This window comes from Streptomyces aculeolatus (assembly GCF_020400605.1).
GTDB classification, from domain to species: domain Bacteria; phylum Actinomycetota; class Actinomycetes; order Streptomycetales; family Streptomycetaceae; genus Streptomyces; species Streptomyces aculeolatus.
The window spans coordinates 144,989-171,600 of sequence record NZ_JAINRD010000019.1 but is presented as its reverse complement, the minus strand read 5'-3'; the positions used below and the strand labels follow the sequence as shown (position 1 = coordinate 171,600).

Sequence of the window (26,612 nt, the reverse complement as noted above, 5' to 3'; positions counted from 1 at the left end):
ACTGATCGCATGCGGGACGAGGTGGACCGGCTGGTCGCGGCGTGGCGCCGGGAGCGCCCCGACCTCGACGTGGAGCCGCTGGAGGTGCTGAGCCGGGTGAGCCGGCTGGCCCGCCACCTGGACCGCGCCCGGCGGCTGGCGTTCGCGGAACACGGCCTGGAGGGCTGGGAGTTCGACGTGCTGACCGCGCTGCGCCGGGCCGGCGAGCCGTACCAGCTTTCCCCCGGCCAGCTCCTCACCCAGACCCTGGTCACCTCCGGGACGATGACCAACCGCATCGACCGGCTGGCGAAGAAGGACCTCGTCGAGCGGCTGCCGGACCCCAGCGACCGGCGCGGCGTGCTCGTCCGGCTCACGGCCGAGGGCCGCGAGCGCGCGGACGCGGCGCTGGCGGCGCTGCTGGCGCAGGAGCGGGCGATCCTCGCGGAGCTGCCGCCGGAGCGGCGCAGGGAGCTGGCGGACCTGCTGCGGCAGCTGACGGCGCCCTTCGACAACGTGCCGTAGCCCCGCGGTGGCCCTGCGGGCGGCGCGCACGGGCGCGGGCGCGGCCGGCGGGAGCACGGAAGCGACCGGTACGGCATGCGGCCGGACGGTAGGCGCGTCGCACGGCTCTCCCCCACGTGCCCTACGGGCGTGAGCGGAACCGGCGCGCCGGGGGCGCGACGGTTCCGACGCGCGCCGCTCCCCCGCTGGCCTCGCTAGCCGCTGACCCGGGCCGGTTCGCCCAGGTCCACCGGGCCCACGCCGGCACGGCGGGCCAGGGCGACCGCGGCCAGCGTCGAGTGGACGCCGAGCTTGCCCAGCACGTTCTGCATGTGCGTACGGACCGTGTGCGGCGACAGGTACAGCCGCTCCGCGACCGCCTTGCGGCCCAGGCCCGCGACCATGCAGCGCAGCACCTCGTGCTCCCGCGGGGTCAGCGACTCGACGAGCTGCTCGCTTTCCGTGCGGTGCTCCCGGGCCGCCGTCAGCTCCCGCAGCACGCCCGTGAGCAGCGCCGGCGGCAGGTGCGTCTCGCCGCGCAGCACACCGCGGATCACCGCCAGCAGCCGGGACAGCGAGCTGTCCTTGGCGACCCAGCCGTACGCCCCGGCCTGCAGCGCCGCCGCCGCCCGCGCCGGGTCGTCGCGGGCCGCGAGGACCACCGTGCGCGTCTGCGGGTGGGCCGCGCGGACGCGCGCCGTCAGCGATATCCCGCCCAGCGCACCGGCCGCGGAGCCGTTGCCCGCGACCGCCTGCGCGGGCACCGGGGTGCCCGCGGGCACGTCGCGGTCGAGGTCGGCGTCGACCAGGAACACGTCGAACCGGCGGCCCTCCGCCGCCGCCCGCTCCAGCGAGCGCAGCGCGGCCTGCCCGCTGCCCGCCGGCAGCACGTCGACATCCGGCTCTGCTGCCAGCGCCGCGGCCAGCGACTCGGCGAACACGCGGTGGGCATCGGCCACCAGGACCCGGATCCGAACCACGGACACCCCCATGTCGCGTACTACCAGAACTCGCGGAATGCGGAGAACGGCGCCCGGAGCGTGGAGCGCCCGCCTGAGCAGCGGCCGCCGCCGCGTCCCATAGCTACCCCGCCCCGTGCGCCGTACCCGCGTCTCTCGCCCCCTGAACGAGCACCGGCCCCCACCGGTGCTGCCCCCACAGCGTAGGGCGCGCGACCGACAAGGGAAGCCCAACGGCCAACTTTCCGTGGCGAGTTCGCCACGCGGAGTAGAAACCGGCCGGATACGGCCCCGTTGGGGATGGATTCCGGAGTTCCGGCGGGCCCGGGAGCGGTAAGGCTGTACGTTGCCGGGGCAGTAGACCCCCGGGGGGAGGCGAGATGGCCGTTCGGCTGATCGTGGTCGACGAGCACCGCCTGCTCGCCGAGGCTCTCGCGTCCGCGCTGAAGCTGCGCGGGCACCGGGTGCTGGCCGCGGCCGCGCCCACCGCGGGCGCCGCGGAGCTGGTGGTGAGCAGAGGACCTGAGGTGTGCCTGCTGGGCACGGCGACCCCGGCCGCACCCGGGGCGTTCGACCCTGTCCTGCGGATCAAACGGGAGCGTCCGCAGATAGCGGTGGTGGTGCTCGGCCCGGTGCCGAACCCGCGGGGCATAGCGGCGGCGTTCGCCGCGGGCGCCTCCGGGTACGTACGGCACGACGAGCGCATCGAGGGCGTGGAGCGTGCGCTGGTCAAGGCGCGGGCCGGGGAGGCGGCGGTTGCTCCTCAGTTGTTGCAGAGCGCGTTCACCGAGCTGCTCAATCCGGCGGCGGAGCCCGACGACGAGGGCGCGCGGCTGCTCCAGATGCTGACGCCGCGCGAGGTCGAAGTGCTGGTGCGGGTGGCGGAGGGCGAGGACACGCGGCTCATCGCACAGGGGATGCGGATAGCCGCGAGCACGGCCCGTACGCACGTGCAGCGGGTGCTGATGAAGCTCGGGGTGGGTTCACGGCTTGAAGCGGCGGCGCTCGCGGCCCGTACGGGACTGCTGGACCGCGCCGCCGCCCGCCCGGCGGTCGACGGCGAGGCGGGGGTGTAGCGGCTTCCGGGCGGCACGGACGCGGTGCGGGGGCGGCGCGGGGCAGCGGGGGCGCGGCGGCTTTCGGACAATCGCGTACGGGGACGGCAACCCGGCGGTGTACGGGTCAGTGGCCGTCGGGGCGGTCCTTGCCCTGGTGGCCGTCCATCGCCTCCGCCAGTTCCTCCGCCGACGGCGGCCGCACCGGCCGCAGCAGTTGCCAGCCGAGGAAGAACAGCCCGAGCGCCAGCATGCCCAGGCCCGTCCACAGGTTGATGCGCACGTCCACCGCCTTGGCGATCTCCGCGTCGGAGTCGAAGGCGCCGGCGACCACGAGGATCAGCCCGTACACGACGAACAGGCCGCCGATCAGCCGCCGCACGTCGAACAGCCTGCTGGCCGTCGCCGACCTGCGCTCCAGCTCCTCGATCTGCTCGGCCAGTTCGCCGGTGTCCGGGATGCCGCGGTCCGGGCCGTCCGGGCGCTCGTTGGTGTCGCTCATGGTGCGCTCCTAGAAGGAGAAGGGGATGTAGCACAGGGCGGCCAGGACGATCGCTCCCCAGCCCAGCAGCGCCGGTTTGCGGTACCAGGCGTCGTCGCCCACGGCGGGGGGCTCGGACATGCCCGGGGAGCGGGTGCCGTAGACGAGGCCCGCGAGCTGCTCGGGGGACTTGGGGCGGGTGAACGGCGTGACGACCAGCATCGCGGCGGCGCCGGCGACGAAGCCGACGATGGCGGAGACGAAGTTGGCGCCCTGGTCGCTGGGGATGCTGATGACGCCCTGCTTGTAGATCCAGAAGTAGTTGAGCATCGCGGCGACCGTGCCGACGAGCAGCCCCCAGAAGCCGGCCTTGACGGAGGTGCGCTTCCAGAACATGCCGATGATGAAGACCACGAACATCGGCACGTTGAAGAAGGAGAACAGCGTCTGCAGGTACGCCATGATGTTGCTGAAGCTGGACGCGATGAACGCGGTGCCGACGCTGGCCGCCACCCCGATCACGGTGATGATCCGCCCGAAGCGCAGGTAGTACGCGTCCGTCTGGCCGCGCTTGACGTACGGCTCCCAGATGTCCGTGGTGAACACGGTGTTGAACGACGAGACGTTGGCCGCCATGCCCGCCATGAACGCCGCCAGCAGGCCGGTGATGGCCACGCCCAGCATGCCGTTGGGCAGCAGTTGCTCCATGAGGTACGGAATCGAGTCGTTGTAGGTCAGGTCCGAGCCGGACGTGCCGATCTCGGGCACCAGGGCGGCCGCGACGAGGCCGGGGATCATCACCAGGAAGACGATGAAGATCTTCGGGTACGCGCCGATGAGCGGCGTGCGCTGGGCGGCGGAGAGGTTCTTGGCCGACAGCGCGCGCTGCACCTCGGCGAAGTTGGTCGTCCAGTAGCCGAAGCTGAGCACGAAGCCCAGACCGAGGACGATGGTCAGCCAGTTGGCGCCCAGCGGGTTGTCGCTGCCGATGCTGGTGCCGCCCCACGCGGTCATGAAGTCGCTGCCGCGGGAGGCGGTGAGGGTGTCGCTGAGGCCGTCCCAGCCGCCGACGCGCTTGAGCGCGAGGATCGTCAGCGGCAGCAGCGCGGCGATGATGACGAAGAACTGCAGCACCTCGTTGTAGACCGCGGACGACAGCCCGCCGAGGGTGATGTACGCGAGCACGACGGCGGCGGAGACGACGATGGCGACCCACTCCGGCCAGCCGAGCAGCGCCTCGACGACGATGGCCATGGCGTAGAGGTTGACGCCGGCGATGAGCACGGCGGCGAAGGAGAAGAGCACCGAGCTGAGCAGGTGTGCGCTGCGGTCGTAGCGGTGCAGCAGGAACTCCGGCACCGAGCGGACCTTCGAGCCGTAGTAGAAGGGCATCATCACCAGGCCCAGGAAGACCATGGCGGGGATGGCGCCGATCCAGTACCAGTGCGTGGTGTAGACGCCGTACTGGGCGCTGTTGGCGGCCATGCCGAGGATCTCGGTGGCGCCGAGGTTGGCGGAGATGAACGCCAGACCGGTGATCCAGGCGGGCATGGAGCGGCCGGAGAGGAAGAAGTCGAGGCTGGTCTTGACGCTTCGCCGGGCCATGAACCCGATGCCGAGCACGACGGCGAAGTACATGGCCATGATCACGTAGTCGAGGGCGTTGGTGTCGAGCCGCAGCTCTGCCGCTAGTGGGTGCATGCTTCAGGTCCGCTTCCGTGCGTGGTGCGTTCAGAAGACGAAGCCAGACGGGTGGCGTTGGATTCCGAAAGCTTCTGTTGGGACTGTTTGCTTGTCTGTTGGATCTCGCACCCAGAATGTCTGATAAGGGATAATTTGGGGTAAGCGACGCTCCGGCGTTGACTCGCCTGTTGGCTTGTGGTTCATTGTGTTCGATTGTGTTGGGGATCCGGACCGATGACGACCGGCGGGCAGGGCAGGCGGCCAGGGCCCAGGAAGAGGCGCCAGTGAAGAAGACGCACACCCGGCTCGCGGACGGGCGCGAGCTGATCTACTTCGACGCGCGTGACGACGCCGTCAGGGACGCTGTCGACCGCCGCCCCCTGGAGCCGACGCGCACCGCGTCGGAGGCGCGCTTCGACCCGCTGCGCGGGGAGTGGGTGGTCATCGCCTCGCACCGGCAGGGCCGTACGTACCACCCGCCCGCCGACGAGTGCCCCCTGTGCCCCTCCCGGGGCGGGCGGCTGAGCGAGATCCCCGCCGACGACTACGAGGTCGCCGTCTTCGAGAACCGCTTCCCCTCGCTGACCGGCGGTCCGGGGCCGGTGACCGGCGAGCCGCCGTTCGTCAGCGCCCCGGGCGCGGGCCGCTGCGAGGTCGTCTGCTTCACCTCCGACCACGACGCCTCGTTCGCGGACCTCTCCCCCGGCCAGGCCGCGCTCGTGCTCGACGCCTGGACCGACCGCTCCCTGGAGCTGGGCGAACTCCCCGGCGTCGAACAGGTCTTCTGCTTCGAGAACCGCGGCGAGGAGATCGGCGTCACCCTCGGCCACCCGCACGGGCAGATCTACGCGTACCCGTACGCCACCCCGCGCACGGCGCAGATGATGCGGTGCGTCGAGCAGCACCGGGCGAAGACGGGCGGGAACCTCTTCGACGACGTCGTCGCCGCCGAGACCTCGGCGGGGACGCGGGTGGTGCTGGCGGGGGAGCACTGGGTGGCGTTCGTGCCGTACGCGGCGCACTGGCCGTACGAGGTCCACCTCTACCCGCGCCGCCGCGTGCCCGACCTGCCGGCGCTGGGCGACGAGGCGCGCGCCGAGTTCCCCGGGCTCTACCTCGAACTCCTGCGCAGATTCGACCGGATCTTCGGCCCCGGCGAGCCCCCGACGCCGTACATCTCGGCGTGGCACCAGGCGCCGGTGCGGGCGGCCGGGCGCGCTGACTACGCTCTGCACCTCGAACTGTTCACGATCCGGCGGAGCCCGGGCAAGCTGAAGTATCTTGCGGGGTCGGAGTCCGCGATGGACGCCTTTGTCACCGATGTGCCGCCGGAACGGGCGGCGGAACGACTGCGAGAGGTAGCGAGCGCGTGAGTCATGACGTGGCCGGAGGCGCCGGGAGCGCCGGGGACAGCGGGGTCGGCGGCGGGCGCGCCGGGGGCGGCCGGAAGTACCTGGTGACCGGTGGGGCCGGGTACGTGGGGAGCGTCGTCGCGGCGCACCTGCTGGCCGCCGGGCACGCGGTGACGGTCGTCGACGACCTGTCGACCGGGTTCCGCGCGGGGGTGCCGGAGGGCGCCGAGTTCGTCGAGGACCGGATCCAGCACGCCGCGAAGTGGCTGGACTCCTCGTACGACGGCGTGCTGCACTTCGCCGCCTTCTCGCAGGTCGGCGAGTCCGTCACGCACCCCGAGAAGTACTGGCGCAACAACGTCGGCGGCACGCTGGAGCTGCTCGCCGCGATGCGCGACGCGGGCGTGCGGCGGCTGGTGTTCTCCTCCACCGCCGCCACCTACGGCGAGCCGGAGTCCGTGCCGATCACCGAGGACGCCGTCACCGCGCCGACGAACCCGTACGGCGCCTCCAAGCTCGCCGTCGACCAGATGATCGGCGCGGAGTGCCATGCCCACGGGCTGGCCGCCGCGTCGCTGCGCTACTTCAACGTCGCCGGCGCGTACCTGCCGGAGCACGGCGGCGGCCCGTACGGCGAACGGCACGACCCCGAGTCGCACCTCATCCCGCTGGTGCTCCAAGTGGCCCTCGGGCGGCGCGAATCGATCTCCGTCTTCGGCGACGACTACCCGACCCCGGACGGCACCTGCATCCGCGACTACATCCACGTCGCGGACCTCGCCGAGGCGCATCTCCTCGCGCTCGACGCCGTACGCCCCGGCGAGCACCGCATCTGCAACCTGGGCAACGGCGCCGGGTTCTCGGTGCGCGAGGTCGTCGAGACGGTCCGCCGGGTGACCGGGCACCCCGTGCCCGAGGTGGTCGCGCCGCGGCGGGCCGGGGATCCGGCCGTGCTGGTGGCGTCGGCGGAGGCGGCGAAGGAGCAGCTGGGCTGGCGGCCGTCGCGCACGGAACTGGCGGGGATCGTGTCGGACGCCTGGGACTTCGCACGGCGGGTCGCGGGCGCGGGGGAAGGCGGAGGGGACAGATGACGACCGGAGAGACGACAGGGGTGCGGGGCGCGGCGGGCTCGGGCGCGGACGACCCGGCCGGCGGCGCCGCGGCGACCGCCGCGGCCTTCGCCGAGTTGTACGGGGAGCAGCCCGCCGGGGTGTGGGCCGCTCCCGGGCGCGTCAACCTCATCGGCGAGCACACCGACTACAACGACGGCTTCGTCATGCCGCTCGCCCTCCCGCACACCACCCTCGCCGCCGCCCGCCGCCGCGACGACGGCGTGCTGCGGCTGCACTCGGGCGACGGCGAATCCCGCCTGACGGAGCTGGACGCCGACCGCATCGATCCCCTGACGGTGGGGGGTGACCGCGGCGGCTGGGCCGCCTACCCGGCGGGCGTGGTGTGGGCGCTGCGCCGCACCGTCGACGCCTTCGCCGACTTCGGCGGCGCGGACATCCACTACGAGAGCACGGTCCCCACGGGTGCCGGACTGTCCTCGTCGGCGGCGCTGGAGGTCTCCACGGCGCTGGCGCTCAGCGACCTGTACGGCCTGGACCTCGACCCCGTGCAGCTGGCGAAGGTGGGCCAGCGTGCCGAGAACGACTTCGTCGGCGTACCCAGCGGGATCATGGACCAGATGGCCTCCGCGTGCTGCACCGCGGGCCACGTGCTCCACCTCGACACCCGCGACCTGACGCAGCGCGCCGTGCCCTTCGACCTCGCCGCCGAGGGGCTCACGCTGCTCGTCGTCGACACGCAGGTCAAGCACGCCCTGGGCGACGGCGAGTACGCCCAGCGGCGGGCCGGCTGCGAGGCGGCGGCGCGGGCGCTGGGCGTACCGGCGCTGCGCGACGTGCCGTACGCGGAGCTGGACGCCGCGCTGGCCCGGCTGACGGACGTGGCGGTGCACCCGCTCGTCCGGCACGTCGTCACCGAGGACCGGCGCGTCAAGGAGTGCATCGCGCTGCTCGACGCCGGCCGGACCCGCGACATCGGGCCCGTGCTGCTCGCCGGGCACACCTCGCTGCGCGACGACTTCCGCGTCTCCTGCCGCGAACTCGACGTCGTCGTCGAGTCGTCGGTCGCTGCGGGCGCGCTCGGCGCGCGCATGACCGGCGGCGGCTTCGGTGGCTCGGCGATCGTGCTGGTCGAGACGGACGCGGTCGACACGGTCGGCAAGGCCGTCGAGTCGGCCTTCGCCGCGGCGGACTTCCGCCCGCCGCGGGTCTTCACCGCCGTCCCCGGCGCAGGCGCCCGCCGCCTGGTCTGAGGCTGCGAGGGCGGTCCCCGTTGCAGGCCCGGCCCGCCCGTGCAGGATCGCTCAGACGTCCTGTCCGGTACCGCCCGGCGCCTCTTCCGGCGCCGGGCGGGCCGCCGTCACTCGGCCTTGCTGCCGAACGCGAGCGCGAAGTACTCCACGTCGTCGCGGTCGCTGATGATGTCCTGCGCCAGATAGAACCGGCCGTGCTCGAATATGTACGGCACGCTGTCGCTGTAGGTCAGCGTCGACTCGGCCTCCGCCGTGTCGTTCGGCAGCTCCAGCCAGATCTCCTCCTTGGCGGAGCGGGGGTCGATGGAGAGGATCTCGCCCCCCGTGTCGTACGTCCCCCTGCGGTACGCGATGACCTTGCCGTCCTCCACCCGCAGCGGCACCATCGTCCGCTTCTCGCCGGCGTCGTACTTCTTCGTCGGCTTGCCCGAGTCGAGGTCGAAGGCGACGATCTCGTTCGTGTCGCCGTAGTCGCTCTTGCCCTGGTGGGCGCGCGACGGCAGGTACATCGTGTCGCCGTCGACCGCCACCGTCGTGCAGGACTCGGCGCCGCCGGAGTAGTCGCAACCTGGCTTGTAGCGCGGGCCCTCCGACTCCGTGCCCAGCGAGATCTTCGAGCGCAGCTTGCCCTCGTCGAGGGCGAAGATGTCCGTCTCGGTGGTCTTGCCCGCGCCGATCGTGATCACCGGCGGCTCGACCGAGAGCACCTGCACGCTCTGCACCCCGTCCGGCACGTCGTACGACCAGTAGATGCCGCCGCTGGCCGGGTCGACCTTCTGGACCTTCATGTCCTCGTCGAGCGAGCCGCAGAAGACCAGGCCCAGCAGGTTCTCCCCGTCGCTGGCGTAGTCGTGGTCCTTGCACTCGGTGGTCGGCTTGGTCTGCCAGACCGGGTCGCCGCCGGCGAGGGGGAACGCCGCGGAGCCGGAGAGGCCGGAGGCGATGACGGTGTCACCGGCGATGGTCACGTGGTCGAACTTCACGTTCTCGTCGGCGCTCGCCACATGCTGCCGCCACAGCTCCTCGCCGCTGTTGACGTCGAAGAGCACGACTTCCGAGCACGGCGCGTACGAGTCGTCGGGGTCGGTGACCTCGCCGTCCTGCACCAGCATGGCGGCCTTGCCGTCGTCGGTGACCGCCCGCGAGGCGCCGCAGACGAGGCCCTCGGTGGGCAGCTCCCACTTCTCCTTGCCGGTCTGGGTGTCGTAGCCCTTCACAGCGTTCAGCTCGCCCTTGGCGTAGATCTTCTCGGTCGCCCACTGGCCCGACGCGGGCCACGTCGCGCCCTCTTCGACCTGCGGGTACTCGACGCCGAAGAGCAACTCGCCCTCGGGGCTGGCGGGCTTGCTCTCGCTGACGGCCTTCTTGGCCCCGCCGCCACCGCCGCCGCCGCCGCCGGCCTGCGTGTCGCCGTCGTCGCGGGTGAGGAACCAGCCCGTACCGCCGGCGACCACGAGGATCGCCAGCACCGCCGAGATGACCGCCCAGACGGGCACGAGCTTCTGCGCCGCGGGCGCGGAGGGCAGGCCCGGGACCTGCGCCTGGGGATAACCGCCGGAGTGCGCCGGGGCCGGCTGCGGAAAGCTGTGGTGCTGCTCCTGCGACTGCTGCACAGGCGGGCCGTACGGCTGCGGGGCAGGAGCCGGGGTCTGCGGCGGCTGCGCCGGCGGATAGCCGTACTGGGGCTGCTGCGCGGGCTGTTGCGGCTCCGGCGGCGCGCCGAAGCCGCCGCCGGGCGCGGGCGGCGGGGTCTGCGGATATCCGTACCCGGGGCCGGCGGGCTGCTGCGGGTCCTCGGCCGGCGGCGGCCCGAAGCCACCGGACGGCGGCCCCGGCGGCGGTGGCGGCTGCGACATGTCCCTGTCCCCCCGGATGGATGTGCGTACGAGCTGCGGTCGCGTGGCTCATTTCTACCACTCGCACGTGACGGCTGCCTTCGGCCTGTGGACAACCCGGGGACCGGCGGTGCGCGACCTCACCGACCATCCGCCCCCGCGCGGGCTCAGCCCGCCTCCGCCGCCTCCGCCAACTCCAGCCAGCGCAGCTCCAGCTCCTCGCGCTCGGCCGCGAGCGCACGCAGCTGCCCGTCCAGCTCCGCCACCCGCGCGAAGTCCGTCGCGTGCTCGGCGATCGCGGCGTGCAGCTCGCCCTCCTTGCCGCCGATCCGGTCCAACTGCCGCTCGATGCGCTGCAGCTCCTTCTTCGCCGCCCGCGCGTCCGCCGCGGACAGCCCGGCCGCCGGGGCCGCGGCCTGCGGTGTCCCGGCCTGTCCCGCCGACTGCGGCTGCGCCTGCGCCTGCGCCTCGCGGATACGGGCCCGCCGGTTCAGGTACTCCTCGATCCCGCCCGGCAGCATCCGCAGCGCCCCGTCGCCCAGCAGCGCGTGCACCGTGTCCGTCGTCCGCTCGATGAAGTACCGGTCGTGGCTGATGACCACCAGCGTCCCCGGCCAGCCGTCCAGCAGGTCTTCGAGCTGGGTGAGGGTCTCGATGTCCAGGTCGTTGGTCGGCTCGTCGAGGAACAGCACGTTCGGCTCGTCCATCAGCAGCCGCAGCAACTGCAGCCGCCGCCGCTCGCCGCCGGACAGGTCGCCCACCGGCGTCCACTGCTTCTCGCGCCCGAAGCCGAACTGCTCGCACAGCTGCGAGGCGGTCATCTCCCGCCCCTTGCCGAGGTCCACCCGCTGCCGTACCCGCTCGACCGACTCCAGCAGCCGCCACTGCGGATCCAGCTCCGTGACCTCCTGCGAGAGGTACGCGAGCCGCACCGTCCGGCCCGCGACGATCCGCCCGGCGGCCGGCTGCCGCTCGCCGCCGGAGCGGGCGGCGTCCGCGAGCGTACGCAGCAGGGACGTCTTGCCCGCGCCGTTGACGCCGAGGAGCCCGACGCGGTCGCCGGGGCCGAGCTGCCAGGTCAGCCCCTTGAGCAGCACCCTGCCGTCGGCGCCGCCGCCGGCCCGTACGGTGACGTCCTCCAGGTCGAAGACCGTCTTGCCGAGGCGGGAGTTGGCGAACTTCATCAGCTCCGCGGAGTCGCGGGGAGGGGGCACGTCGGCGATGAGCGCGTTGGCGGCCTCGATGCGGAAGCGGGGCTTGCTGGTACGGGCCGGGGCGCCGCGGCGCAGCCAGGCCAGCTCCTTGCGCACCAGGTTCTGCCGCTTGGCCTCCTCGGTGGCGGCGATGCGGGCGCGCTCGGCCCGGGCGAAGACGTAGTCGGAGTAGCCGCCGTCGTACTCGTGGACGGCGCCGCGCTGGACGTCCCACATGCGGGTGCACACCTGGTCGAGGAACCAGCGGTCGTGGGTGACGACGACGAGCGCGGCCCGGCGGGTGCGCAGGTGCTCGGCGAGCCAGGCGATGCCCTCGACGTCGAGGTGGTTGGTCGGCTCGTCCAGGACGATGAGGCCGGGGGTGCCGATGAGCAGCTTGGCCAGCGCGATGCGGCGGCGTTCGCCGCCGGAGAGCGGGCCGATGACGGTGTCGAGGCCCTGCTCGAACCCGGGCAGGTCGAGGTCGCCGAAGAGGCCGGTGAGCACGTCGCGGACGCGGGCGTCGCCGGCCCACTCGTGGTCGGCCATGTCGCCGACGACCTCGTGCCGGACGGTGGCGGCGGGGTCGAGGGTGTCGCCCTGGGTGAGGACGCCGAGGGTGAGGCCGCCGGTGTGGGTGACGCGGCCGGCGTCGGGCTCCTCGAGCTTGGCGAGGAGGCGGACGAGGGTGGTCTTGCCGTCGCCGTTGCGGCCGACGACGCCGATGCGGTCGCCTTCGGCGACGCCGAGGGAGATGCCGTCGAGGAGGGCGCGGGTGCCGTAGACCTTGTCGACGGCTTCCAGGTTGACCAGGTTGGCGGCGGCCATGACGGTGCGGTGCTCCTCGCGGGGTCGGGTCGGGTTCCTCGGCGGACGGCCTCCCAGCGTAGTTCGCAGACCGCGAACCGGTGCCCGCGGCCTTTCCCGGGCGTCAGCCCACCACGGCCGCCCCCGGCGCCGGGGCCCGGGCCACCCGGGCGCCGCGGCAGGTGCCCGACGACTCCAGTGCCGCCGCGACGGCCTCCGCCGCCGGCTCGTCCGCCGTCAGGAACGCGCACGTCGGGCCCGACCCCGAGACCAGGGCCGCCAGGGCGCCCGCCGCGGTGCCGGCGTCGAGGGTCGCGGCCAGGGACGGGCGGAGGGAGAGGGCCGCGGGCTGGAGGTCGTTGCCGCCGTCGATGGCCGTCAGGGCCGCCGCCAGCGCCGCCGGGTCGCCGGAGCCCAGCGCGTCCAGCACCGCGGGGGACGGGTCCGGCTCCGGTACGGGCCGGCCCGCCGCCAGGCGGTCGAACTCGGCGTAGACCTCCGGCGTCGACAGCCCGCCGTCGGCCACCGCGAAGACCCAGTGCAGCGGGCCCTTCGCGGACAGCGGCGTCAGCCGCTCGCCCCGCCCGCGCCCCAGCGCCGCCCCGCCGACCAGGCTGAACGGCACGTCGCTGCCGAGTTCGGCGCAGATCCGCAGCAACTCGTCGGTGCCGGTCCCGGTGCCCCACAGCTTGTCGCAGGCCAGCAGCGCGCCCGCGCCGTCCGCGCTGCCGCCGGCCATGCCGCCGGCGACGGGGATGTCCTTCGCGATGTGCAGGTGGACGTTCGTCTCCCGCCCGTGCCGGGCGGCGAGCGCCTGCGCGGCGCGGGCGGCGAGGTTCGTGGCGTCCGCGGGTACGGCGGCGGCGTCCGGGCCCGAGACCGTGACGCGCAGGTCGTCGGCCTCGGTGGCGGTGACCTCGTCGTAGAGGCCGACGGCGAGGAAGACGTTCGCGAGGTCGTGGAAGCCGTCCGGGCGCGGCGGGCCGACGGCGAGCTGCACGTTGACCTTCGCGGGTACGCGGACGGTGACGCTCCGCGCCCCGGCGGACGGGGGCGTGGTCGATCCCGGTGTCACGGCGTGCTGCTCCTCGTGGTGGCGGTCCGGTGCCGGGACTCCGCGATCCGCGCGAAGTCCTCGATGGTCAGCGCCTCGCCGCGGGCCTGCGGCGAGACGCCCGCGGCGCGCAGCGCGGCCTCCGCCGCGGGTGCCGAGCCGGCCCAGCCGGTGAGCGCCGCGCGCAGCGTCTTGCGGCGCTGGGCGAAGGCGGCGTCGACGGCGGCGAAGACCTCGGTCCTGGTGGCGCCGGTCGCGGGCGGCTCGCGGCGGGTGAGCGAGACGAGCCCGGAGTCGACGTTCGGCGCGGGCCAGAAGACGTTGCGGCCGATGGCGCCGGCGCGCTTGACGTCCGCGTACCAGGCGGCCTTCAGCGACGGCACCCCGTAGACCTTCGACCCGGGGGCGGCGGCGAGCCGGTCGGCGACCTCGGCCTGCACCATGACCAGGCTGCGTTCGATGCCGGGGAACGTGGCCAGTATGTGCAGCAGCACGGGCACGGCGACGTTGTACGGGAGGTTGGCCACCAGCGCCGTCGGCTCCGGGCCCGGCAGCTCGGTGACCCGCAGCGCGTCGGCGTGCAGGAGCGCGAAGTGCTCCGCGCGCCGCGGCAGCCTGGCCCGTACGGTCGCGGGGAGGGCGTTGGCGAGGGCGTCGTCGATCTCGACGGCCGTGACGTGGGACGCCGCCTGGAGCAGGGCGAGGGTGAGCGAGCCGAGGCCGGGGCCGATCTCGACGACGACGTCGTCGGGCCGCACGCCGGCGGCGCGCACGATGCGGCGGACGGTGTTGGGGTCGATGACGAAGTTCTGGCCGCGCTGCTTGGTGGGGCGTACGCCGAGGGCCGCCGCCAGCTCGCGGACGTCCGCGGGGCCGAGCAGCGGGTCCGGCTCGCCGGTGGTGGCGCTCACCGCTTCAGGTTATGCCCTGCGTCCCGGCCGACCGGCGGCGAGTCGCCCGGGGCTGCGGGGGCGGCGCCCGGCGCGCCGGCCGGGGCGTAGCCGAACGCGCGCGCGGTGTTCGCCGCGATCGCCGCGGCCAGCTCGTCGGGGTCCGTGCCGCGCACGTCGGCCATGGCGCGCAGCGTGAGGGGGATCAGGTACGGGGCGTTGGGGCGGCCCCGGTACGGCATCGGCGTCAGGAACGGCGCGTCCGTCTCGACGAGCAGCAGCTCCGCGGGGGCGACGGCGACCGCCTCGCGCAACTGCCCCGCGTTCTTGAAGGTCACGTTTCCTGCGAAGGACATGAAGTAACCGTTTTCCGCACAGGTTTCGGCCATCTCCGCGTCACCGGAATAGCAGTGGAATACCACCCGCTCCGGCGCCCCTTCTTCATCAAGAATGCGCAGCACGTCGTCGTGCGCCTCCCGATCGTGAATGACGAGGGCTTTTTGCCGGCGTTTTGCCATGTCGACATGGCGGCGGAACGAGTGCTGCTGGGCGGCGATTCCCTCGGGGCCCGTCCGGAAGTAGTCGAGGCCGGTCTCGCCGACGCCGACGACCTGCGGCAGCGCGGCGAGCGCGTCGATCTCGTCGAGGGCGGCCGCCAGGCCGGCGCCGAGCCGCGGGGCCTCGTTGGGGTGCAGGGCGACCGTCGCCCACACGGCGTCGTGCGCGGCGGCGGTCTCCGCGGACCAGCGGGAGCGCTCCAGGTCGCAGCCCACCTGGATGAGGGTGGTGACGCCCACCCGGGCGGCCGCGGCCACGGCGTCGGCGACCGTGCCGTCCTGCATGTCCAGGTGCGTGTGCGAGTCCGCCGCGGGGTGCCCGAGCGGCTCGGGCGGCGGCGGCGCGGACTTCGCGTCCGCGCCGCCGGAGGTGTGCTGAGCCATGCCGGGGACTCTACTGGCCCGGTACAACACCGCCGTGCGGGGCGGTGCGCTGGCGGCCCGCGCGGGGTCCCCGCGGGGTCAGTCGCGGCGTGAGCGCTGCCGCACCGCCTCGACGGACCGGACCTGGCCGGCGCGCATGATGCGTACGACGTGCTCGCCGCAGTTCAGGCACGTGGGCCGGGTGAGCGGCGAGGGCACCCGTTCCCCGTCGGTGTGGTACGTGACGAAGGGCCGGCCCTTCGAATCCACGTGGTGGTGGATCTCGTAGGTCTGCTCCCAGCCGTGCCCGCACATCATGCAGGCGAAGGCATACGATTCGATCACTGGCTCGGGCTCGGACATTGGCAGCTCCTCTTGTCCATGTGAGGGACAAGTCGCCGAAAGGCATCCCCTATTCCAGTGGACACCCATTCGGCACGGCCCGCAGCCGCCCATACCATCAATTGAAGGAGTTTTGATCCGGCTACTCTGAGTTGTTTGCCGAGTTTTTCGCCGCCACCACGGCATCGAACACCTCGCGCTTGGGTACCCCGGCGTCCCGGGCGACCGCCGCGATGGCCTCCTTGCGCGCCTCCCCCGCCTCCTCACGGACGGTGACCCGGCGGACCAGCTCCGTGGCACCGGGCCGCTCGCGGTCCTCGGGGGCGCCCTCCACCACGACCGTGACCTCGCCGCGTACGCCGTCGGCCGCCCAGTCCGCCAGCTCCCGCAGCGGGCCGCGCCTGACCTCCTCGTACGTCTTGGTCAGCTCCCGGCACACGGCGGCCCTGCGGTCCTCGCCGAAGACCCCGGCCATCGCCGCGAGGCTGTCGGCGAGCCGGTGCGGGGCCTCGAAGTACACCAGGGTGCGCCGCTCGGCCGCCGCCTCGCGCAGCCGCGCCAGCCGCTCCCCCGGTTTGCGCGGCAGGAACCCCTCGAAGCAGAACCGGTCCACCGGCAGCGCCGAGACCGCGAGCGCCGCCAGCACCGCGGACGGGCCGGGCGCGGCGGTGACGGTGATGCCGCGCCGTACCGCGGCGGCGACGAGGCGGTAGCCGGGGTCGGAGACGGAGGGCATGCCGGCGTCGGTGACCAGCAGCACGCGCGCGCCGCCGGCCAGCTCCTCGACGAGGTCGGGGGTGCGGGCGCTCTCGTTGCCCTCGAAGTACGACACGACGCGGGCCGTGGGCTGCACCCCGAGCGCCTGCGTCAGCCGGCGCAGCCGGCGGGTGTCCTCGGCGGCGATGACGTCGGCGGCGGCCAGCTCGGTCGCCAGCCGCGGCGGGGCGTCCCCGGGGTCGCCGATGGGCGTGCCTGCCAGTACGAGGAGTCCGGTCACCGTCATCTCACCTGCATCTTCACCATGTTGCGTCACAGCCACGGGCGTCGTCGGCAACCGTTCATACTGCCACGCCGTACCGGGCGCCCCGCGCCCAGGAGCGCGGGCCCCGGGATGCCGGCGCCGCTCACGCGGCGTCCGGCGGCGGGGCGGCGGCCCGGCCGGGGGGCGCCGTACGGGGCGTTCGGGCCGGTCCGGATCACTCCGCCTGCCCGCGGGGCGGGCGCGCCTAGGATGCCCCCGTGAGCAGTGACACCGTGACGCAGCCCGCGCAGAGCCGGTCGGCGCCCGCCCCCGGGTGGCGGCGGCGGCTCCGCGCGTTCGGGTACGTGCCCCGGCGCGAGCCCGGTGTCACGGAGCGGCTGGTGCCGCCGTACCGGCGCTCCGGTGCGCGGCTGCTGCAGGTGGCCGGCGTGCCCGCGGCGACGGCGCTGCGGATCGCGCGGCTGGGCGCGTGGGGCGGGCCGCTGCTCGTGGCGCTCTTCGCCGGCGTGCTGCGGTTCGTGAACCTGAGCAGCCCGCGCGCGGTGATATTCGACGAGACGTACTACGCGAAGGACGCCTGGTCGCTGCTCCAGCTCGGCTACGAGGGCAGCTGGCCCAAGGACGCCAACGACAAGCTCCTCGACGACCCGCAGGTCATCCCGCTCAGCGAGGATCCCGGGTATGTCGTCCACCCGCCCGTCGGCAAGTGGATGATCGCGCTCGGCGAGTGGGCGTTCGGCCTGGAGCCCTTCGGCTGGCGCTTCGTCGTCGCCCTGCTCGGCACGCTGTCGGTGCTCATGCTGTGCCGCATCGGCCGCCGGCTGTTCCGCTCGACGCTGCTCGGCTGCCTGGCGGGGCTGCTGCTGGCGGTGGACGGGCTGCACTTCGTGATGAGCCGCACGGCGCTGCTCGACCTGGTGCTGATGTTCTGGGTGCTGGCGGCGTTCGGCTGCCTGCTCGTCGACCGGGACCGCGCGCGCGAACGGCTGGCCGCCACGCTGCCGGCGGGGCGGCCGGACGACGCGGTGGCCTCCGGGCTGCGGCTGGGGGCGCGGCCGTGGCGGCTCGCCGCGGGGGTCTGCATGGGGCTCGCGCTGGGCACCAAGTGGAACGCGCTGTTCATCCTCGCCGCGTTCGGCCTGCTGACGGTGCTGTGGGACGCGGGCGCACGCCGTACGGCCGGATCCCGCCGCCCGTACGCGCGCGCACTGCGCCTCGACGTGGTGCCGGCGTTCTTCTCCACGGTGCCGGTGGCGGCCGCGGTGTACGTCGCCTCCTGGACCGGCTGGTTCGCCTCCGGCAACGGCTACTTCCGCGGCTGGGCGGAGGACCGCGACACCGCGTTCCCGTTCATCCCCGACGCCGTGCGCAGCCTGTGGCACTACCACGCGGTGGTCTACAGGTTCCACGTCAACCTCGACTCCGGCCACACCTACGACTCCAACCCGTGGAGCTGGCCCGTGGTGGGCCGGCCCGTCTCGTACTTCTGGGACGACCCCCGGCCCGGCGAAGACGGCTGCCCCGCCGACGCGACGGAGAACTGCGCCCGCGAGGTCCTGGCGCTGGGCACCCCGCTGCTGTGGTGGCTGGGCGTGGCGGCCGCGGTCTACGCGCTCTACCGCTGGGGCCTGCGCCGCGACTGGCGCGCGGGCGCGATCCTGTGCGGGCTGGCGGCCGGCTGGGTGCCGTGGCTCTTCTACCAAGAGCGCACGATCTTCCTCTTCTACGCCGTCGTCTTCGTTCCGTACCTGTGCCTGGCGGTGACGATGATGCTCGGCGCGATGGCCCGCGCCGGCACCGCGGCCCTCGCCGGCCAGGGCACAGTCGCGTCCGGCGGCGGACCGGCTCCCGGACCCGCTCAGCCCACCGAATGGCGCAGAGCCGCGGGCGTGGTCGCGGCCGGGGTGCTCGTCCTCCTCGTGCTCTGGAACTTCATCTACTTCTGGCCGATCTACACCGGCGAAACGATCACGCGCGACGCCTGGGAGGCGCGCATGTGGCTGGGGAGTTGGGTCTGAGCACCACCGGCACGGTGGGCGGCGGTGCGGCAGGTGGCTTAATGTGCTTGACGCAGGGTCGACATGGTCTCGGGGCGCGCAGAGGGAGCACGGCAGATGGCGGGCAGCCACCGGCGCAGACACGCCGGATCAGGTGCGTCGGCACGAACGACGCGCACCCGGATCGCAGTAATCGTCGGAGTCGGTGCCGCGGTCGTCGGTGCGGCGGGCTTCGGCGCGTACAGCCTCCTGGAGGACGACGAAGCGGAGGCCGGCGGCAACACGCTGTCGGCGCAGGCCTCATCCGATCCGGTGAAGACCGGGCCACCGGGCCCCAGGGAGGCGAGCAGGGCCGCCGCGGAGTTCCTGACCGCCTGGGCGGGCGGCCAGACCGAGACCGCGGCCGGGCTGACGGACGACCGGAAGGCGGCGCTCGCCGGCCTGACGTCGTACCGCAAGGACGCGGGTGTCGAGAGGGTCAAGCTGACCCCCGGCCCGGCCGACGGCACCAGGGTGCCGTTCAGCGTCGACGCCCAGGTGACGTTCGAGGACACCGTCAAGCCCTGGGCGTACACCTCGGCGCTGGAGGTCGTACGGGACGAGAAGACGGGCGACGTCGAGGTCGCCTGGGACCCGTCCCTCATACATCCCAAGCTCTCCGAGGGCGAGCGGCTGCGGACCGGTTCGCGGGAGGCCCCGCCGATCAGGGCGCTGGACCGCACCGGTGCCGAACTCGACCCCGAGAAGTACCCCTCGCTCGCGCCGGTCGTCGCCGACCTGCGTGAACGGTACGGCGCGAAGGCCGGCGGCAAGGCGGGCGTCAAGGTCTGGACGGAGAGCGCCGCCAGGAAGAAGAACGAGAAGGACGACAAGGACGACGACAAGGCGGCCGCGCCCGAGACCCTTCTGGTGCTCTCCAAGGCCAAACCCGGCACGCTGACGACGACGCTGGACGCGGACGTGCAGGAGACCGCCGAAGCGGCGGTCGCCAAGCAGGGCGGCGCGGCCCTCGTGGCGCTCAAGCCCAGCACCGGCGAGATCCTCGCGGTCGCCAACCAGACGGGCAACGGCTTCAACACCGCGCTGCAGGGCACCCTGCCGCCCGGCTCGACGATGAAGGTCGTCACGGCCTCGATGCTCATGGACAAGGGCATGGCCGCGCCCGACGAGCCGCACCCGTGCCCGCGGTACAAGGCGTACGGCGGCTGGCAGTTCGAGAACGTCGGGGACAACTCCTTCACGATCCAGGGCGGCACGTTCGCCGAGTCCTTCACCGCCTCCTGCAACACGGCGTTCATCTCGATGGCCGAGAAGCTGGAGAACGACGACCTGACGAAGCAGGCCAGGGACGTCTTCGGCATCGGGCTCAACTGGCAGACGGGCGTGACCACCTTCGACGGCGCGGTGCCGGTGCAGTCCGGCGTGGAGATGGCGCTGTCGCTGATCGGCCAGGGCGGCGTGCGGATGAACCCGCTGACGATGGCGTCGGTGTCGGCGACCGCGAAGGCCGGCGTGTTCAAGCAGCCGCATCTGGTCCCGCAGTCGTTCGACGGGCGGCAGTTCGCGACCGCGCCGAAGTCGATGAAGACGTCGACCGCGCAGGAGCTGCGGGAGCTGATGGAGGCGACCGCGTCGTACGGGACGGCGGCGGGCGCGATGAGCGGGCTGACCGGTCAGGTGGGCGCGAAGACGGGCTCGGCGGAAATGGGCGGCCAGGAGGAGACCGACGCCTGGTTCACCGCGTACCGCGGGGATCTGGCGGCGGCGGCCACGGTGCCGAACATCGGGCACGGCGGCGAGTTCGCGGGCCCGCTGGTGCGGGACGTGCTGGCGGCGCACGGCGGCTGAGGCGCACGTACCGGGACCCGGCGGCGCGCCGCCGGGTCCCGGTGGGCGGAATGTGTTCGCGTGGCCCGTACACCGGGCGTTAACGTCACCTCCATGACGACAGCCGACGCCGCACATCCGCTCTTCGCCGCCGCCCTCGCCGAACTCGGCCTGAGCGTCCCGGTACGCCGCTTCCCCGACGCCACCCGGACGGCGGCGCAGGCCGCGGAGGCCATCGGCTGCGAGCTGAGCCAGATCGTCAAGTCCCTGATCTTCGCGGCGGACGGCGCACCGGTGCTCGTCCTGATGGACGGCGCCTCGCGGGTGGACACCGAGCGCGTACGGGCCGAGTTGGGCGCCGCGGGCGTGCGCCGGGCGGACGCGGCGGTGGTGCGCGAGGCCACGGGGTACGCCATCGGCGGCGTGCCGCCCTTCGGGCACGTGACGCGGATGACGGTCCTCGCCGACCGCGGGCTCCTCGACCACGGCGAGGTCTGGGCCGCCGCCGGCGACCCGCACACGGTGTTCCCCATGTCGCCCAAGGACCTCGTCGCGCACGCGGGCGCACGGGTCGCGGACGTGTCCGAGGTGCGCGAGCCGGGGGTGTGACCCCCCTCATAGCCGCGGCGGTCCTCGCGGCCGCCGTGATGCACGCGTCCTGGAACGCCATCGCCCACGGTTTCAGGGACCAGTTGGTCGTCTTCGCGCTGATCGGCGTGGGCGACCTGCTGATCGCGGGGACCGCGGTGTTCTTCGTGCCGTTCCCCGCGGCCGGCGCCTGGCCGTGGCTGCTGGCCTCGGTCGCCATCCACCTCGTGTACATGACCCTGCTCATGCAGTCGTTCCGGCTGGGCGACTTCGGGCAGGTCTACCCGATAGCCCGGGGCACGGCCCCGCTGGTCGTGGCGGCGGTCGCGCACCTCTTCCTCGACGAGCGGCTGGGCCTGTGGCAGACCGCGGGCGTCGCGGTGGCGTGCGCGGGCCTGAGCGGCATCGCGCTGTGGGGGCTGCGCGGCACGGACACCCGCCCGCACTGGCCGGCCCTGGCGGCGGCGTTCGCGACGGGCCTGTCCATAGCCGCGTACACGATCGTCGACGGCGTCGGCGTCCGCGCCTCCGGCAGCGCGATGGGCTACACGGCGTGGCTGGTGCTCCTGATGGGCCCGTGGATCCCGCTGGCGGCGCTGGTGCTCCGCGGCCCGGGGATCGTGCGCGAACTGCGGCCGGTGGCGGTGCGCGGGCTGCTGGGCGGGGCGATCTCCATCACGGCGTACGGACTGGTGCTCTGGGCGCAGACGCGCGCCCCGCTGGCGCCGATAGCGGCGCTGCGGGAGTCGAGCATCGTGGTCGGGGCGGCGATCGGGGCGGTGTTCCTCAAGGAGCGGTTCGGCGGGGCGCGGATCGTGGGGGCGTGCCTGATGGTGGCGGGGATAGCGCTCGTGCTGCTCCCGGCGTAGCCGGGGTGTCCCGGGGCTGTGACGAGTACGCAACAGGGGTTATCCACAGGGGTTTTTTCCGGGGGCTTCGGCCTTCAGGATGGAATCTCGGCAACACAGACACGGGGGATGACCATGGCAGTGCTCGGCCAGGGGACGAAAGGACAGCCCGGGGCGGCGGCGTCGGACAAGTTTGCGCCGCGGCGCCTGGGCGCGTATCTGGCCGTGGCGGTGCTGCTCACGGCCCTGGGCCGGACGGTGGTCGTCTGGCTCTACTACGACTTCGACTATGTGAGCAGCGGGGCCGACGACTTCCTCAAGGCGCTGTACGACCCGCGGGTCATGCTGGAGCCCGAGCTGTTCAGCCCGTACGTGTGGGCGTTCACGGCGGCGCTGCTGGTGACGGGTGTGGTCGCGGCCATGAACCGGCGGGCGGGGCGGGGGGCCGCGCTGCTGTGCGGGTTCGTGATGTTCGCGACCGCCGCGCGCGAGCTGGTCGGCCTGGCGACAAGCGACCAGTTCCGGCAGTGGTACATCGGGGGCAACGACCTCGAGGTCGCGATCATCAGCAGTTGGTCCCTCGTCCTGCTGTTCTCGGCGGCCGTGGTGGTGCTGATGCTGCGGGCGGGCGAGCGGCCGGCCGCGCACCCCGCGGGGACGCCGGCCGGGGGGACGCAGGCCTACCTGGTCGCCGGCGGGCTGATGGTGGTGCTCGGCCTGGCGCTCGTCGGCTGGATCGTGCGCATGCTGACCCGGGACGAAGGGGGGGTCAGCGCCGGCCAGTACTTCAAGGGACTGGTGGACCCCGGCGAGTCGTTCTATCCGGTGCTCGCCGGGACCACGGAGTTCTGGGAGGCGGTGTTCGCGGTGTCGCTGCTGGCGCTCGGCGTGCTGGCGCTGCTACGGCGTCCGGTGGTGCGCGGTGCGGCGATCACCGTCCTCGCGGTCTACCTCTACATCAACGTCCGCCGCATGATCGGCATGACGATCACCGACTACCCGAACGAGGTGCCGTCAGAGCGGCAGATTCCCGTCCTCGGCTGGGATGCGTACACCGAGGACCTGGAGGGCTGGCTCGTCCTGGCCACCTACGTCGGCGGCTCGCTGATAGCCGTCGCGGTGATCGCGATGATGCTGCGCGCGCCCGAGGCCGGTGCGGAGGCGTACGCGCCGCCGGCGGCGGGCGGCCGCATACCGCCGCAGCCGGTGGGGCAGGCGGTCGGGCAGGCAGCCGACCGGACGCCGTCGCAGCCGGGGTCTCCGCCACAGCCGGGGTACGACGCGGCGCCGCAGGCGCCGACCATCGCCGCGCCGCCGCCCCCGGCCGCACCGCCGTCGGCGGGGCCGCCGCCGCCTCCGGGAAGTCCGCCGGCGGGCTGAGGAGCCCGGCGGGTCTCAGACGGGGCGCACCGTGTCGCCGAGGCGTACGGTGCCGGGGGTCAGGACGTCGGCGCCCACGCCGATGCACATCCCCCGGTCCGCGGTCAGCGTCTTGAGCACCCGGCGGTCCTCCGGCAGGTCGCGCTGCGACATCGTCGTCATCACGCAGCGCTTCATGCGCTTGGTGACCCGCAGCCGCACCTCGTCGCCCACGGCCACCTCCCGGCCCACCCAGTCCTCCTCGATCCAGGGTTCGACCGTGTTCAGGAGGATGTTCTTGCGGAAGCGGCGGGCGTCGGCCTGTTCGGTGTCGCCCAATATGCGGCCCAGCGCGTGCAGGGAGGCGGTGCCTATCAGCGTCACGCCGCACTCGTCGAAGTGCGATACGGCGTCCTCGCGGGCCAGCCGGACGTCCGCGCCGAGGAGTTCGGCGAGGTGCGCGTCGTCGCGCAGGTCCGAGCCGTCGGGAGTGACGACGTGCGGGCGGCCGGTGCCGTCGCCGCGGGCGGCGCCGGATGTGGCGGTGGCGCCGGAGGAGGCGGCGGTGGCGGTGGCGTTGGCGGTGTAGGAGGCGGAGAAGTGGAGCAGCCCCTCGGTGCGGCGGAAGCGGCGGGAGTTCTTACCGCTGCCGAGCTTGCCGTCGCCGTAGGTGACGGCCCAGAGGCGGTCGCCGGCGGTGCCGCGCTCGTCGATGACGAGTTCTGGCAGCCGTTCGCCGAGCATGGACTTGACCGGGAAGCGCCGGAGCATGGCGACGGTGGCGTCGGACGGTTCCGTTGCGTGCGCCGGAGCCGCTGTCGCGGACGGGAGTTCGGGCATGCTTCGGACCCTATGCCCGGCCCGGGTCGAAGCCGAAGGGTATTTCCAGGCGGTAGGCGGCCAGCAGTTCCGCGTCGAGGAGGAGTTCCTTGGTCGGACCGTCGGCGACGATCAGTCCCCCGCCGAGGATGACGGAGCGGGGGCACAGTTCGAGGGCGTAGGGGAGGTCGTGGGTGACCATCAGCACGGTGACGTCGAGGGAACGGACGGTCTCGGCGAGTTCGCGGCGGGCGGCGGGGTCGAGGTTGGAGGACGGCTCGTCGAGCACGAGCAGGTCCGGCTCCATGGCCAGCACGGTGGCGACGGCGACCCGGCGGCGCTGGCCGAAGGACAGGTGGTGCGGCGGCCGGTCCGCGTACTCGGCCATGCCGACCCGCGCCAGCGCACGCTGCACGCAGGCCTCCAGCTCGGGCCCGCGCATGCCGCCGGCAGCCGGCCCGAAGGCCACGTCGTCGCGGACGGTGGGCATGAACAGCTGGTCGTCGGGGTCCTGGAAGACGATGCCGACGCGGCGGCGGATCTCGGCGAAGTTCGGCTTCTCCACGGGCAGTCCGGCGACGCGGACGGTGCCGGCGCCGCCGCCGAGGATGCCGTTCAGATGCAGGACGAAGGTGGTCTTGCCGGCGCCGTTGGGCCCGAGGACGGCCACGCGCTCGCCGCGCTCAACGGTGAGGTCGACGCCGAAGAGGGCCTGGTGGCCGTCGGGGTAGGCGTAGGCGAGGCCGGCGACCTCCAGGGCGGGGGGCGGTGTCATACGAGGCTCCATCCCAGCAGGCACACGGCGAGGGCGGCGAGGGGCAGCGCGGCGGCGTACGACCACTGGGCCGCGGTGGTGCCCGCCCGGTCGGCGACGGGCATGGTGCCCGTGTAGCCGCGGCTGACCATGGCGAGGTGGACGCGCTCACCGCGCTCGTAGGAGCGGATGAACAGGGCTCCGGCCGTGCGGGCGAGTACGCCCCAGTGGCGCGGGCCGCGTGCGGTGAAACCGCGTGACTCGCGGGCGATGCGCATCCGGCGCAGTTCGTCGGCGATCACGTCGCCGTAGCGGACCATGAAGGACGCGATCTGCACCAGCAGCGCCGGCATGCGCAGCCGTTGCAGCCCGAGGAGCAGCGCGCGCAGTTCGGTCGTGGCGGCGAGCAGCACGGACGCGGCGACGCCGATGGTGCCCTTGGCGAGGACGTTCCAGGCCCCCCAGAGGCCGGACTCGCTGAGCCAGAGACCGAGGACCTCGGTGCGCGGACCCTCCGCGACGAAGGGCAGGAGCACCGCGAAGGCGACGAAGGGCACTTCGAGGACGAGCCGCACCAGCACGAACCCCGGGGGCACACGCGCGGCGCCGACGACGGCGGCGAGCAGCACGGCGTACGCGCCGAAGGCCCACACGGCTTCGCGGGGGGTGGCGACGACGACGAGGACGAAGCAGAAGGCCGCGACGAGCTTCACGTGCGCGGGCAGCCGGTGCACGCGTGAGACCCCGTGCCGGTAGAGCTTGTGCGTGTGCCCCGCTCCCAAGGTCAGCCTTCCTGCCGGGTCGCCGGAGGCGGAGCGGACACCCCGCCGGCGCCCTGGTCGGAACCCTGGTCGGAATGCTGGCCGGGACCCGTCCGGCGGCGGAGCACGACGAACACCCCGCTGCCCACCGCCAGGGTCGCGGTGACGCCGATGACCCCCGCCAGGCCGCCGGAGAGGCGGGTGTTCGTGACGTCCTCGACGCCGTAGTCGGCGAGCGGGGAGTCGGAGAGCGCGTGCTCCTTCTCCTCCTTCGCGATGCCCTCGTCGCCCGCGACCTTCTCCAGGCCGTCCGGGTCGGACGAGGCGTAGAAGCTGACGATCCCGGCGAGGACCAGCGAGGCCGCCGCCCCCGCCGCCCAGATCCGCCGCGTGGACCGGCCCCGCGGCCCCCGTCCCGAGGCCGGCGCCTCGGGCGCCTGCGGACCGTCCGCCGGCCCCGTGCCGCCGCCGGCCGCCGCCACCGGTACGTCCGCACCGGGCGCCCCCGCACCTCCGCCTCCACCCGCACCCGGCCGCGCCACCGCCGCCGTACGCAGCTCCAGCGGACGCCGCAGCCCCTGCGCGCCGTGGATCAGGTCGGGCCGGACCGCGGCCACCGAGGCGACCGTCGCCGTGGTGATGGCCGCCTCGCCGAGGCCGATGAGGAGGTGGACGCCGACCATCGCCGTGGCCACCTTCGTCAGCGACACGTCCGCCGTGCCGCCCAGCGCGTACAGCCCCGTGAACGCCAGCGCGGAGGCCGGTACCGACAGCGCCGCAGCCACGAACGCCGCCGCCCCGAGCCCGCCCCGGCCGCCCCCGCCCCGCGGCAGCACCGCGAGCAGCGCGCGGAAGACGGCGTAGGAGACCGCCACCGTCACCACGCCCATCAGCGTGATGTTCACGCCCAGCGCGGTCAGCCCGCCGTCCGCGAAGAGCAGGGCCTGCATCAGCAGGACGACGGCTATGCACAGCACCGCCGTCCACGGCCCGACGAGTATCGCCGCCAGGGCGCCCCCCAGGAGGTGCCCGCTCGTGCCCGCCGCGACCGGGAAGTTCAGCATCTGCACGGCGAAGACGAACGCCGCGACGAGCCCGGCCAGCGGTGCCGTGCGCTCGGCCAGTTCGTGCCGCGCGCCGCGCAGGCCGACGGCCACGGCGCCCGCCGCGACCGCGCCAGCGGCGAGCGAGACGGGTGCGTCGATGAATCCGTCGGGCACGTGCATGGTGGCGTCCCTCCGTCGATTCCCGCCCTCGACCCCTGTGTATCGACACGTCGGGGCCCTGTCACCCAGCTCAA

Annotated in this window: 24 protein-coding genes; 10 read left to right on the top strand and 14 right to left on the bottom strand. The window is 73.6% G+C overall.

The annotated features are described in order from the left end of the window. The first annotated feature begins 9 nt into the window (after window positions 1-9). Entirely contained in the window at window positions 10-504 is a 495-nt protein-coding gene (locus LG396_RS27565; RefSeq protein ID WP_018838420.1) for a MarR family winged helix-turn-helix transcriptional regulator, read from the top strand. Window positions 505-698: 194 nt separating this feature from the next. On the opposite strand, the gene LG396_RS27560 is transcribed toward LG396_RS27565, so the two are convergent. After that, window positions 699-1,463, bottom strand: coding sequence for a response regulator transcription factor (locus LG396_RS27560; RefSeq protein ID WP_222439901.1), 765 nt, complete (start codon window positions 1,461-1,463; stop codon window positions 699-701). Window positions 1,464-1,822: 359 nt separating this feature from the next. Between LG396_RS27560 and LG396_RS27555 the strand changes: the two genes are divergently transcribed. Next, window positions 1,823-2,518, top strand: coding sequence for a response regulator transcription factor (locus LG396_RS27555; protein ID WP_225796827.1), 696 nt, complete (start codon window positions 1,823-1,825; stop codon window positions 2,516-2,518). A gap of 106 nt (window positions 2,519-2,624) precedes the next feature. Here LG396_RS27555 and LG396_RS27550 read toward each other — a convergent pair whose 3' ends face one another. Beyond that, window positions 2,625-2,999 (bottom strand): membrane protein, encoded by a 375-nt coding sequence (locus tag LG396_RS27550; protein ID WP_037745867.1) that lies wholly within the window; start codon window positions 2,997-2,999, stop codon window positions 2,625-2,627. Between the two features lie 9 nt (window positions 3,000-3,008). Then, window positions 3,009-4,679 (bottom strand): sodium:solute symporter family protein, encoded by a 1,671-nt coding sequence (locus tag LG396_RS27545; protein WP_225796826.1) that lies wholly within the window; start codon window positions 4,677-4,679, stop codon window positions 3,009-3,011. 266 nt (window positions 4,680-4,945) lie between these two features. On the opposite strand from LG396_RS27545, the gene galT reads away from it, so the two are divergent. From galT to galK, 3 genes are read left to right on the top strand one after another with little or no spacing between them, the layout of a single operon-like run. Then, window positions 4,946-6,034 carry a galactose-1-phosphate uridylyltransferase gene (galT, locus tag LG396_RS27540; protein ID WP_225796825.1) on the top strand — a complete coding sequence of 363 codons (1,089 nt, stop codon included), beginning with the start codon at window positions 4,946-4,948 and terminating at the stop codon, window positions 6,032-6,034. Between the two features lie 8 nt (window positions 6,035-6,042). Beyond that, window positions 6,043-7,104 carry a UDP-glucose 4-epimerase GalE gene (gene galE, locus LG396_RS27535; RefSeq protein ID WP_225796844.1) on the top strand — a complete coding sequence of 354 codons (1,062 nt, stop codon included), beginning with the start codon at window positions 6,043-6,045 and terminating at the stop codon, window positions 7,102-7,104. Then, complete coding sequence (galK, locus tag LG396_RS27530) at window positions 7,101-8,336, top strand: galactokinase (protein WP_263979653.1); 1,236 nt, start codon at window positions 7,101-7,103, stop codon at window positions 8,334-8,336. Before galE ends, galK begins: the two co-directional genes overlap by 4 nt. Before the next feature lie 107 nt (window positions 8,337-8,443). Here galK and LG396_RS27525 read toward each other — a convergent pair whose 3' ends face one another. From LG396_RS27525 to rsmI, 7 genes are all read right to left on the bottom strand, one after another. Then, window positions 8,444-10,192 carry an outer membrane protein assembly factor BamB family protein gene (locus tag LG396_RS27525; RefSeq protein ID WP_225796824.1) on the bottom strand — a complete coding sequence of 583 codons (1,749 nt, stop codon included), beginning with the start codon at window positions 10,190-10,192 and terminating at the stop codon, window positions 8,444-8,446. A gap of 146 nt (window positions 10,193-10,338) precedes the next feature. After that, a complete protein-coding gene (locus LG396_RS27520) occupies window positions 10,339-12,192 on the bottom strand; it encodes an ABC-F family ATP-binding cassette domain-containing protein (protein ID WP_225796823.1) in 1,854 nt (617 codons plus the stop codon). Window positions 12,193-12,295: 103 nt separating this feature from the next. Beyond that, window positions 12,296-13,246, bottom strand: coding sequence for a 4-(cytidine 5'-diphospho)-2-C-methyl-D-erythritol kinase (locus tag LG396_RS27515; RefSeq protein WP_225796822.1), 951 nt, complete (start codon window positions 13,244-13,246; stop codon window positions 12,296-12,298). Then, window positions 13,243-14,136: a 16S rRNA (adenine(1518)-N(6)/adenine(1519)-N(6))-dimethyltransferase RsmA gene (gene rsmA, locus LG396_RS27510; RefSeq protein ID WP_037745840.1), complete on the bottom strand. Its 894-nt coding sequence runs from the start codon at window positions 14,134-14,136 to the stop codon at window positions 13,243-13,245. The genes LG396_RS27515 and rsmA overlap by 4 nt, the downstream gene beginning before the upstream one ends. Beyond that, the gene (locus LG396_RS27505; RefSeq protein WP_225796821.1) at window positions 14,133-15,056 is read right to left on the bottom strand and encodes a TatD family hydrolase; all 924 of its coding nucleotides are present in this window, start codon (window positions 15,054-15,056) and stop codon (window positions 14,133-14,135) included. Before LG396_RS27505 ends, rsmA begins: the two co-directional genes overlap by 4 nt. A 78-nt stretch (window positions 15,057-15,134) precedes the next feature. Further along, complete coding sequence (locus LG396_RS27500; protein WP_018852753.1) at window positions 15,135-15,398, bottom strand: hypothetical protein; 264 nt, start codon at window positions 15,396-15,398, stop codon at window positions 15,135-15,137. 121 nt (window positions 15,399-15,519) lie between these two features. After that, window positions 15,520-16,380 (bottom strand): 16S rRNA (cytidine(1402)-2'-O)-methyltransferase, encoded by an 861-nt coding sequence (gene rsmI, locus LG396_RS27495; protein WP_225796820.1) that lies wholly within the window; start codon window positions 16,378-16,380, stop codon window positions 15,520-15,522. Window positions 16,381-16,616: 236 nt separating this feature from the next. Between rsmI and LG396_RS27490 the strand changes: the two genes are divergently transcribed. From LG396_RS27490 to LG396_RS27470, 5 genes are all read left to right on the top strand, one after another. After that, on the top strand, window positions 16,617-18,377 hold the full coding sequence (locus tag LG396_RS27490) for a dolichyl-phosphate-mannose--protein mannosyltransferase (protein WP_225796819.1): 1,761 nt from the start codon (window positions 16,617-16,619) through the stop codon (window positions 18,375-18,377). 96 nt (window positions 18,378-18,473) lie between these two features. Further along, entirely contained in the window at window positions 18,474-20,204 is a 1,731-nt protein-coding gene (locus LG396_RS27485; protein ID WP_225796818.1) for a penicillin-binding transpeptidase domain-containing protein, read from the top strand. Between the two features lie 93 nt (window positions 20,205-20,297). Then, a complete protein-coding gene (locus LG396_RS27480; protein WP_037745827.1) occupies window positions 20,298-20,792 on the top strand; it encodes a YbaK/EbsC family protein in 495 nt (164 codons plus the stop codon). Beyond that, on the top strand, window positions 20,789-21,640 hold the full coding sequence (locus tag LG396_RS27475; protein ID WP_100299536.1) for an EamA family transporter: 852 nt from the start codon (window positions 20,789-20,791) through the stop codon (window positions 21,638-21,640). Before LG396_RS27480 ends, LG396_RS27475 begins: the two co-directional genes overlap by 4 nt. A 108-nt stretch (window positions 21,641-21,748) precedes the next feature. Beyond that, entirely contained in the window at window positions 21,749-22,999 is a 1,251-nt protein-coding gene (locus tag LG396_RS27470) for a hypothetical protein (RefSeq protein WP_225796817.1), read from the top strand. A 15-nt stretch (window positions 23,000-23,014) separates the two neighbouring features. Here LG396_RS27470 and LG396_RS27465 read toward each other — a convergent pair whose 3' ends face one another. The 4 genes from LG396_RS27465 to LG396_RS27450 are packed head-to-tail and all read right to left on the bottom strand — an operon-like array spanning window position 23,015 to window position 26,538. Further along, window positions 23,015-23,818, bottom strand: a complete 804-nt coding sequence (locus LG396_RS27465) for an MOSC domain-containing protein (RefSeq protein ID WP_225796816.1) — start codon at window positions 23,816-23,818, stop codon at window positions 23,015-23,017. A gap of 10 nt (window positions 23,819-23,828) precedes the next feature. After that, window positions 23,829-24,572 (bottom strand): energy-coupling factor ABC transporter ATP-binding protein, encoded by a 744-nt coding sequence (locus LG396_RS27460; RefSeq protein ID WP_225796815.1) that lies wholly within the window; start codon window positions 24,570-24,572, stop codon window positions 23,829-23,831. Beyond that, a complete protein-coding gene (cbiQ, locus tag LG396_RS27455; protein ID WP_225796814.1) occupies window positions 24,569-25,333 on the bottom strand; it encodes a cobalt ECF transporter T component CbiQ in 765 nt (254 codons plus the stop codon). The genes LG396_RS27460 and cbiQ overlap by 4 nt, the downstream gene beginning before the upstream one ends. 2 nt (window positions 25,334-25,335) lie before the next feature. Continuing rightward, the gene (locus LG396_RS27450) at window positions 25,336-26,538 is read right to left on the bottom strand and encodes an energy-coupling factor ABC transporter permease (RefSeq protein WP_225796813.1); all 1,203 of its coding nucleotides are present in this window, start codon (window positions 26,536-26,538) and stop codon (window positions 25,336-25,338) included. Window positions 26,539-26,612: the final 74 nt, after the last annotated feature.

Coding starts and splice junctions, on each gene's coding strand:
- LG396_RS27565 (WP_018838420.1), top strand. CDS start 10: ATGCGGGACGAGGTGGACCGGCTGGTCGCGGCGTGGCGCCGGGAGCGC.
- LG396_RS27555 (WP_225796827.1), top strand. CDS start 1,823: ATGGCCGTTCGGCTGATCGTGGTCGACGAGCACCGCCTGCTCGCCGAG.
- LG396_RS27550 (WP_037745867.1), bottom strand. CDS start 2,999: ATGAGCGACACCAACGAGCGCCCGGACGGCCCGGACCGCGGCATCCCG.
- LG396_RS27545 (WP_225796826.1), bottom strand. CDS start 4,679: ATGCACCCACTAGCGGCAGAGCTGCGGCTCGACACCAACGCCCTCGAC.
- galK (WP_263979653.1), top strand. CDS start 7,101: ATGACGACCGGAGAGACGACAGGGGTGCGGGGCGCGGCGGGCTCGGGC.
- LG396_RS27525 (WP_225796824.1), bottom strand. CDS start 10,192: ATGTCGCAGCCGCCACCGCCGCCGGGGCCGCCGTCCGGTGGCTTCGGG.
- LG396_RS27520 (WP_225796823.1), bottom strand. CDS start 12,192: ATGGCCGCCGCCAACCTGGTCAACCTGGAAGCCGTCGACAAGGTCTAC.
- LG396_RS27505 (WP_225796821.1), bottom strand. CDS start 15,056: ATGGCTCAGCACACCTCCGGCGGCGCGGACGCGAAGTCCGCGCCGCCG.
- LG396_RS27500 (WP_018852753.1), bottom strand. CDS start 15,398: ATGTCCGAGCCCGAGCCAGTGATCGAATCGTATGCCTTCGCCTGCATG.
- rsmI (WP_225796820.1), bottom strand. CDS start 16,380: ATGACGGTGACCGGACTCCTCGTACTGGCAGGCACGCCCATCGGCGAC.
- LG396_RS27485 (WP_225796818.1), top strand. CDS start 18,474: ATGGCGGGCAGCCACCGGCGCAGACACGCCGGATCAGGTGCGTCGGCA.
- LG396_RS27480 (WP_037745827.1), top strand. CDS start 20,298: ATGACGACAGCCGACGCCGCACATCCGCTCTTCGCCGCCGCCCTCGCC.
- LG396_RS27470 (WP_225796817.1), top strand. CDS start 21,749: ATGACCATGGCAGTGCTCGGCCAGGGGACGAAAGGACAGCCCGGGGCG.
- LG396_RS27465 (WP_225796816.1), bottom strand. CDS start 23,818: ATGCCCGAACTCCCGTCCGCGACAGCGGCTCCGGCGCACGCAACGGAA.
- LG396_RS27460 (WP_225796815.1), bottom strand. CDS start 24,572: ATGACACCGCCCCCCGCCCTGGAGGTCGCCGGCCTCGCCTACGCCTAC.
- LG396_RS27450 (WP_225796813.1), bottom strand. CDS start 26,538: ATGCACGTGCCCGACGGATTCATCGACGCACCCGTCTCGCTCGCCGCT.